Source organism: Emticicia sp. MM (assembly GCF_001649495.1).
In genome coordinates this window covers 25,990-33,158 of the sequence record NZ_LXHX01000102.1, presented here as the reverse complement: position 1 = coordinate 33,158, position 7,169 = coordinate 25,990, and the positions used below count along the sequence as shown (strand labels likewise).

Genomic DNA, 7,169 nt, shown 5'->3' with positions numbered 1-7,169 from the left:
CTTCATTCTCCTGAGTTTTCGGCATTGAATCGAAAGCTCGACCGACGTGATTTTTTGCTCCGCACAGCCTCTGGTTTAGGTGCAATGGCTTTGGGTAGTTTGATTAGTTCAAACGCAAAAGGTAACACGCTCGAAGAGCAAATCATGAGTGCTTTACCGAGTATTGCTCCCAAAGCCAAACGAGTCGTTTATCTCTTTATGAGTGGTGGACCTTCTCAATTTGAAACTTTCGACTATAAACCCAAACTCAGCAATATGTTTGGGCAAGGTTTGCCCGATTCGGTGCGAAAAGGGCAACGGCTCACAGGTATGAGTGCCAATCAAGCGGTTTTACCGCTCGTTCCTTCGGCCTATAAATTTAATCAATTTGGGAAAAGTAAAACTTGGGTAAGTGATTTGTTACCTTATACGGCTCAAGTGGTTGATGATTTGTGCATCGTAAAATCTATGTTTACCGAGCAAATCAACCATGACCCCGCCATAACTTTTTTTCAAACTGGGCATCAACTTCCTGGTCGCCCTTCGATTGGCTCTTGGATGAGTTACGGATTGGGGTCTGAAAACCAAAATCTACCAGCTTTTATTGTTTTGGTTTCAAAAAATGCCTCAAAAGACCAACCACTTTACGCTCGTCTGTGGGGAAATGGTTTTTTACCTTCTGAGCATCAAGGAGTACAATTCCGCTCAGGTAAAGACCCTGTTTTATTTCTTAATAATCCCGAAGGATATGATGGCGAAGACCGCCAAGAAATGTTGGAATATTTGACCAAACTCAACCAATTACAAAACGAAACTTGGGGTGACCCCGAAGTAGATGCCCGAATCGCCCAATACGAGATGGCGTATCGAATGCAAACTTCCGTTCCCGAAGTAATGGATACTTCTAAAGAACCTAATGAAGTTTTTGAACTTTACGGCGAAGGTAGTCGAGATAAAGGAACTTATGCCGCTAATTGTCTTTTAGCTCGAAAATTATTGGAAAAAGATGTAAGATTTGTGCAGCTATATCACCAAGGCTGGGACCACCATGGCTCATTACCCAAAGGAATGGCTCACCAATGCAAACAAACCGATAGAGCCACCGCAGCTTTAATTATTGATTTAAAAAGAAGAGGTTTACTCGAAGATACTTTGGTGGTTTGGGGCGGAGAATTTGGCCGAACAGTTTATTCACAAGGAAAATTGACCAAAGATGATTACGGTAGAGACCATCACCCAAGATGCTTTACGATGTGGATGGCAGGTGCAGGCGTAAAATCGGGCATCAGCTACGGAGAAACCGATGATTTTAGCTATAATATCATCAAAAATCCTGTTCATGTGCATGATTTTCAAGCAACTTTATTGCACCTCATGGGTATCGACCACGAACAACTAACTTACAAATATCAAGGTCGTCGTTTTCGGTTAACCGATGTGCATGGGCAAATTATTAAAGGAATTTTATCGTAAATTTGCGGTATTAAACACTCAAACTTGAAACACTTCTGGGTCATATTCAAATTATTGTTATTGATAGTTTTTGCACTTCGTTTATTAAAATCTAATCGAAAAGTGGCAAAATTTGAGCATGACCCAAAGCGTGGATTTTTCAATTTATTTCAAGAAAAAGTTACTTCCGAAAACATAGTTTTTGCGTTTGAAAGCACAAGTCCTGAGTTGAAATTGAAAGAACTTTTCAGAAAAATCATTCGCCCAAAAGAGGAAGCATGGAAACAAGATGGCAAATTATTCGATGACTTTTTTGCTACCTTAAGTTTAGAAGAGCGAATGATTTATATAGCTTATTTGTCGAATAAAGCATTACAGAAAGGTAGTATTTTCAATTTTTTATGGTATAAAACCGAATGGATTATTGCATTCGGGCAGATTTTAAAACACTTAAAAGAAGAAACACTTTACACTCATTATCAACAAGTTATCCTCGAAACTTGTCATTTTGATTTAGAAAGTATATCGCCTAAACACAAAGATTTCTTCGACCTCGAACTTCACCCTGATGGTGGTCAAGAGTTTGAATCTGTGAAACGATTCGACCAAGCTTTTGACAGAAATGTTTTTTTACAAAAAGTCGTTTCAGCAACTACTTGAAAACGTTTCTTCTATCGGTTACTCATAAATTATTCCTCACAGTCATAAAGTTTAGTGGTTGAGTATTGGCTTTTTTTGCATTTTTACACCATGCAAAAACAACTTTTTCCATCGGATATTATTCAAAGCACCGTCGAAGCCTATTTGCCCAAAGTGGCAGTTAGAAGTCAGCTAATTTATACGCTTATTCTGCTTGCACTTTTTGGTGCATTGGTGAGTTTACCCTTTATTTTTGTTGATATTTCGGTGCAAAGCAGCGGAATTGTGAGAACCGTTTCGGAGAAAACCGAAATAAAATCATTGATTTCGGGAACGGTGAAAGCCGTAAATGTTGCTGAAAATCAAAATATTACTCAAAATACTACGCTTTTCGTGATAGCTACTGATGATATAGACACCAAACTCAACGCTAATAGTTTTCAAAAGCAGGAGAAAAACGATTTTATTAATGATTTAGAAATTTTGACTCAAATCGGAAAAAATAATATTTTTGGTAATCATACTACCCAAACGCCCATTTATACGCAGCAACTCAATACTTTTCGTAGCCAACTGCAAGAAAATATCTTTCACCAACAAAAAATTAAGAAAGAATTAGATGCTGACCGCTATCTATATAAAGAAAAAGTAATTGCTCGACGAGAACTCAACGCCAAAGAATATGAAATGAACCGCTTAGTGGCTGAGTTTGAATCAATTTTCCAGCGGCAGTTGAGCCAATGGCAAGCCGAACTCAACAAGCATCGTTTTGATTTAAAACAACTGCAAAGCGAAGCCAAACAACTTACTCAGCAGAAAACCTACTACGAAATAAAAGCCCCAATTAGTGGCAATATTCAGCAAATTGTGGGTAAATATGAGGGTAGTTATGTACAAACAGGCGAAACGCTGGGTATTATTTCACCCGACTCAAGCCTCATTGCGGAGTGCTACGTTAGCCCAAATGATATCGGACTCTTAAAAAAAGATATGCCCGTGAGTTTTCAGATTGATGCTTTCAATTATAACGAATGGGGCTTAGTTCAAGGCAAAATCATTGACATTGCCCGTGATTTTGTGGTGCTAAACGAAAAACCAATTTTTAAAGTAAAATGTCAATTACAAAAGAAAAACCTTCAACTAAAAAATGGTTATACGGCACCTCTAAAAAAAGGATTAACTTTCAGGGCAAGATTTGTAATAACCAAACGCAGCCTTTACCAACTATTGTATGACAAAACTGATGATTGGCTAAACCCTAAACTTGAGAGTAAATAATTATCTACTAACGATTTCCAATAGTTTTTCTACTTTTTCTTCCAGTTCTCTGATACGCTCATCAGTTGGTGTGTGCCAATTGTTTTGATTGCCCCCAACGCCATCAAAAGTACTTATAGTTATTTTACCATCCCAGCCCAAAAGTTGTTCTAAGTTTAGTTGATAAAGTTCGGCAAGTTTTTGAAGGTATTTAAGACTGACATTGCCAATATCTCCATTTTCTATTTTGGCGTAGCCCGATTGTGTGATACCCAATACGGAAGCAACGTAGTCTTGTTTATAATTGTGTAACTCTCTGAGTGTTCGGAATTTAGTACTGATATTATTCATAGTTACAGCGGTTGTTTTATAAATAAAAGTGTTAGTATTGCTGATAAACGCAAAAATGGAAAAAGATGTTTGAAGACAAGCAAAAATCCTTATTTTCTAATATAATTCTAATATTACTCATAAATTATTCCTAACAGTCATAATTTAGCCCTCCCAAAATTTGTCAAATCAGAGGCTAAATTAGATTTTTGAATTAACAAACTGCTGCAGAAGTTTGGAGTATTAAATCTTAACATTTAAATCTAAAAAATTATGCAAACGTTAGCGTTAGACAATTATGGTACATCAGAATTAAGTTTTGATGAGCAGATACTATTAGAGGGTGGAGGTGGTCCATGGTGGGTAGAACTTGGAAAAGCAATTTTTCAATCTGGGGTTTATGATGCAATTAAAGAGGGTTGGTCAGCAGCGGATAAAGCAGTTGGTGGGAAAGGTGGCTCTGGTGCCTATCATGATATAATGAGTTCATCAAATCATGGTGGAATTAGATAATTAATTTATCAATAAATAGAAGTTCGTGCGGTGTAAACTATGTTGTTTTAATTTTATATTCATTGAAAATTGTACACAAAGTAATAATACACAATTACTTACAACAATCTTTAATTTTTAGAAAACTAAAACAACATAATTTAAAGTGTATTGAGTTTATTTAACTCTCATTTATTAATTTCCAATAGGTAAACTTGAAAATTAGTATTTAATAATGAAGAATAATTCGATGTTTGAGAATATGCAAAGTATGTTGAATCGCTTACCGATAATACACTATGTACTAATGTTTTATATACTAACATTTATAGGGGTTATCCCATTTTTTATACCTGGATTTATTTTAAATTTCAATGCGATTGACAAGTTTCCCTCGACTTGGGATGAAAGTATTTTGATTTTTATCTTAGTCAGTGTGGTTATAGTTCCTATCATTGAAACATACATTTTTCAAGGTTTGATTTTAAACTTACTGAAAAATAAGTTTAAAAATGATATAAACCATTTCAAGAAAGCTACTGTGTCAGCTCTTGCATTCGGATTGTTTCATTGGTACAATCTAAAATACGTTTTAGTCGCAATAATAGTAGGTTATATTCTTGCTTATGCAAGATTATTTAAAATTGAAGATAAGAAAGATATATTTTACGTGATTATTATTCACAGTTTGAGAAATTTGACAAGTGGAATAGCTATTTATGCCTACATGATAAAATAAATTTCTTGTTTTATCTCCAGTTAGCCGAAGTATTCGGTAAGTTCGACTAATTTTATTATGTTAGCCATTTTTAAAACGGCAGTCTTAAGCAAACCATCATAAAATGAGCAAACTAAGATTTTTACTGCAAGATTTTATCTCTTTCGTTAAGCACCCTTCAAACCTTATTCGTACTGAAAATAAAATCAACCAAAATATAATTGAGGTTGGTATTTACTACGGCATTATTACGGTAGTTATTGGAGCATCATTAGGTTTGTTTCGTTATTTCTTAGAAGAATTTAGCGTTATTGAATCAGTAGAACTTAGCAAATCCGTCAAAGATATGATGAGTAATATTTCGCTGATGTTTTTGCTAACGATTGTTGTTGCTCCTATTCTGGAAGAATCTATTTTTAGGGGGTTCCTTGGCTCATTTATTCATAAAAATTATTTCAAATGGCTTTATTATCTCTCTGCCCTACTCTTTGGATTAGTTCATACTTCAAATTATGAACTTACCGAAAGCCAAAATTTGCTTATTCCTCTAATCATTCTACCTCAACTATTTTTGGGTTTTATACTCGGTTTTGTTAGGAACAAATACGGTTTTTTTTATTGTGTACTTCTACACGCCATTTATAATGGTTGTTTAGTTAGTATATATACTATTGGAGAAATATTTTCTTAAATTCATGAATTATTGCTCCGTTATTACAGCAATAATAGAAAACAAACCATGTTTTACGTCTTTTCTCTCATTGCAATAACTCACTCATAAATTATTCCTCACAGTCATAATTTAGCACTACCAAAATTTGACAATTTAAAGATTGAATATGACTTTTGAAGCAACAAACTGCTGCAGAAGTTTGGAGTATTAAATCTTAACTTTTAAATTCAAAAAATCATGCAACCGTTAGCGTTAGACAATTATGGCACATCAGAACTAAGCTTTGATGAGCAAAGAGAAACAGATGGAGGAGACTTAGGAAAATGGATTTCAAAGATTTGTGAAAAAGCAATCAAAATTACCGACAACGGTACTTTATTAGATGGTATTCCAAATAACACTAACATAGATTGCTATCTATTTGGTATCAAAATTTTTTAATTACCAATGAAGCGGTTTTCAAGCCGCTTCATTTTTTATATTTGAATATGAGCGGCTTAAAAATACATCTCTTTTTTGTTTTCTTGTGCCATTTGTTTTGCACAAAAGCACAAATACTCATTAAAGAAAAAGAGTCAGACCAAAATATTCCGTTTGTTGAACTCCGAGATTCTGGCGGAAGAATACTTGGCATGAGTGATGAGAATGGTGTTATATTACAAGAAGTGATTGACAAAATCACAAAAATAGATGTGAGTGAGATTTCTTTTAATCATATTAGTTATCAAACAATTAAACTTCAAAAACAACAATTTCTAAATTCAAAGTATATCACTTTATCGAGAAACACAATTGTTTTAGACGAAGTAATTGTGTCTCCGACTAAGGTAAACTATTCTTTTCTTTTAGTAAGAGGATATTACCGAACATACAATATTATTGATACCCAACCAAAATCTTATGCCGATGGTATTGTAGAATATCTTTATCCAAATAACTCCAAAGATGGCATCCTTATAAGACGTCTTCAAGAACGTTCATATTTACTTTCTACGGGTAAAGCAATACCAACACTTATGAATATAAACATTGTTGGACCAAGAGTCCCAGACATGAATCTGACAAATGAAAATCCAACAAAAACTTACAACTTTTTTGATAATCAGAACAAAGACTATTTTTTATTGGCAAAACACGATATATTGAAAATTAGAAAAATACCTTTAAAAAATGGAGAATATGCAATCCTACAAGAAATAGCCTATCTTAGTCCTGAAGAAAAAAAGATAATAAAACGCTTTGGAAATGAAGCCCTCCACGAATATCATAACGAATCTTCTGTTTACAAAACCAATGACTCAACTGATATTTCATTGATAAATCTGCTCTATCATAAAGAGATTAGAAAATTTAAAATGAAAGGTAAAAACGATGAGCGTTTTCAAGATGTAGAAGATATTGGTGAATTCTTTGTCGAAAAAGTTGAGTATCTACAAGAAAAACCTAAAGGATTCAGTAGATTTAGTGGTTTTAATGGAGTTAGTAACTACGATTACAAATTTTGGGAAGATATTACAAATAACAAACTTTATAAACCTTTACCTGATGCCATATTAAATTCATTGAACAACAGTTTAGTTGAATTAAAAAACATTTCCCGATGACACTGATTAGATTATTTGTTTTTCT

Annotated in this window: 9 protein-coding genes; 8 read left to right on the top strand and 1 reads right to left on the bottom strand. The window is 34.0% G+C overall.

All coding sequences use genetic code 11. From position 1 onward, the window contains the following. From A6M55_RS12990 to A6M55_RS12980, 3 genes are all read left to right on the top strand, one after another. The coding region (locus tag A6M55_RS12990) for a DUF1501 domain-containing protein (RefSeq protein WP_229235533.1) at window positions 1-1,452 on the top strand (1,452 nt) is incomplete at its 5' end. 24 nt (window positions 1,453-1,476) lie between these two features. Continuing rightward, the gene (locus A6M55_RS12985) at window positions 1,477-2,091 is read left to right on the top strand and encodes a hypothetical protein (protein ID WP_156511059.1); all 615 of its coding nucleotides are present in this window, start codon (window positions 1,477-1,479) and stop codon (window positions 2,089-2,091) included. 90 nt (window positions 2,092-2,181) lie between these two features. After that, a complete protein-coding gene (locus tag A6M55_RS12980; protein ID WP_064198025.1) occupies window positions 2,182-3,348 on the top strand; it encodes an HlyD family secretion protein in 1,167 nt (388 codons plus the stop codon). On the opposite strand, the gene A6M55_RS12975 is transcribed toward A6M55_RS12980, so the two are convergent. Beyond that, window positions 3,349-3,678 carry a helix-turn-helix domain-containing protein gene (locus A6M55_RS12975; protein WP_064198024.1) on the bottom strand — a complete coding sequence of 110 codons (330 nt, stop codon included), beginning with the start codon at window positions 3,676-3,678 and terminating at the stop codon, window positions 3,349-3,351. It lies immediately after the preceding gene. 252 nt (window positions 3,679-3,930) lie between these two features. Between A6M55_RS12975 and A6M55_RS12970 the strand changes: the two genes are divergently transcribed. The 5 genes from A6M55_RS12970 to A6M55_RS12950 all read left to right on the top strand — a co-directional run bounded on the left by A6M55_RS12970 (window position 3,931) and on the right by A6M55_RS12950 (window position 7,144). After that, window positions 3,931-4,170, top strand: a complete 240-nt coding sequence (locus tag A6M55_RS12970; protein ID WP_064198023.1) for a hypothetical protein — start codon at window positions 3,931-3,933, stop codon at window positions 4,168-4,170. A gap of 214 nt (window positions 4,171-4,384) precedes the next feature. Next, entirely contained in the window at window positions 4,385-4,888 is a 504-nt protein-coding gene (locus A6M55_RS12965) for a CPBP family intramembrane glutamic endopeptidase (protein WP_064198022.1), read from the top strand. A 103-nt stretch (window positions 4,889-4,991) separates the two neighbouring features. Further along, complete coding sequence (locus A6M55_RS12960; RefSeq protein ID WP_064198021.1) at window positions 4,992-5,558, top strand: CPBP family intramembrane glutamic endopeptidase; 567 nt, start codon at window positions 4,992-4,994, stop codon at window positions 5,556-5,558. Window positions 5,559-5,777: 219 nt separating this feature from the next. After that, a complete protein-coding gene (locus A6M55_RS12955) occupies window positions 5,778-5,981 on the top strand; it encodes a hypothetical protein (protein WP_064198020.1) in 204 nt (67 codons plus the stop codon). A 47-nt stretch (window positions 5,982-6,028) separates the two neighbouring features. Then, complete coding sequence (locus A6M55_RS12950) at window positions 6,029-7,144, top strand: hypothetical protein (protein ID WP_156511058.1); 1,116 nt, start codon at window positions 6,029-6,031, stop codon at window positions 7,142-7,144. Window positions 7,145-7,169: the final 25 nt, after the last annotated feature.

Bases quoted from the DNA above. Each gene is read 5' to 3' on its own strand.
- A6M55_RS12970 (WP_064198023.1), top strand. From the start codon at position 3,931: ATGCAAACGTTAGCGTTAGACAATTATGGTACATCAGAATTAAGTTTT.
- A6M55_RS12955 (WP_064198020.1), top strand. From the start codon at position 5,778: ATGCAACCGTTAGCGTTAGACAATTATGGCACATCAGAACTAAGCTTT.
- A6M55_RS12975 (WP_064198024.1), bottom strand. From the start codon at position 3,678: ATGAATAATATCAGTACTAAATTCCGAACACTCAGAGAGTTACACAAT.
- A6M55_RS12950 (WP_156511058.1), top strand. From the start codon at position 6,029: ATGAGCGGCTTAAAAATACATCTCTTTTTTGTTTTCTTGTGCCATTTG.
- A6M55_RS12965 (WP_064198022.1), top strand. From the start codon at position 4,385: ATGAAGAATAATTCGATGTTTGAGAATATGCAAAGTATGTTGAATCGC.
- A6M55_RS12980 (WP_064198025.1), top strand. From the start codon at position 2,182: ATGCAAAAACAACTTTTTCCATCGGATATTATTCAAAGCACCGTCGAA.
- A6M55_RS12960 (WP_064198021.1), top strand. From the start codon at position 4,992: ATGAGCAAACTAAGATTTTTACTGCAAGATTTTATCTCTTTCGTTAAG.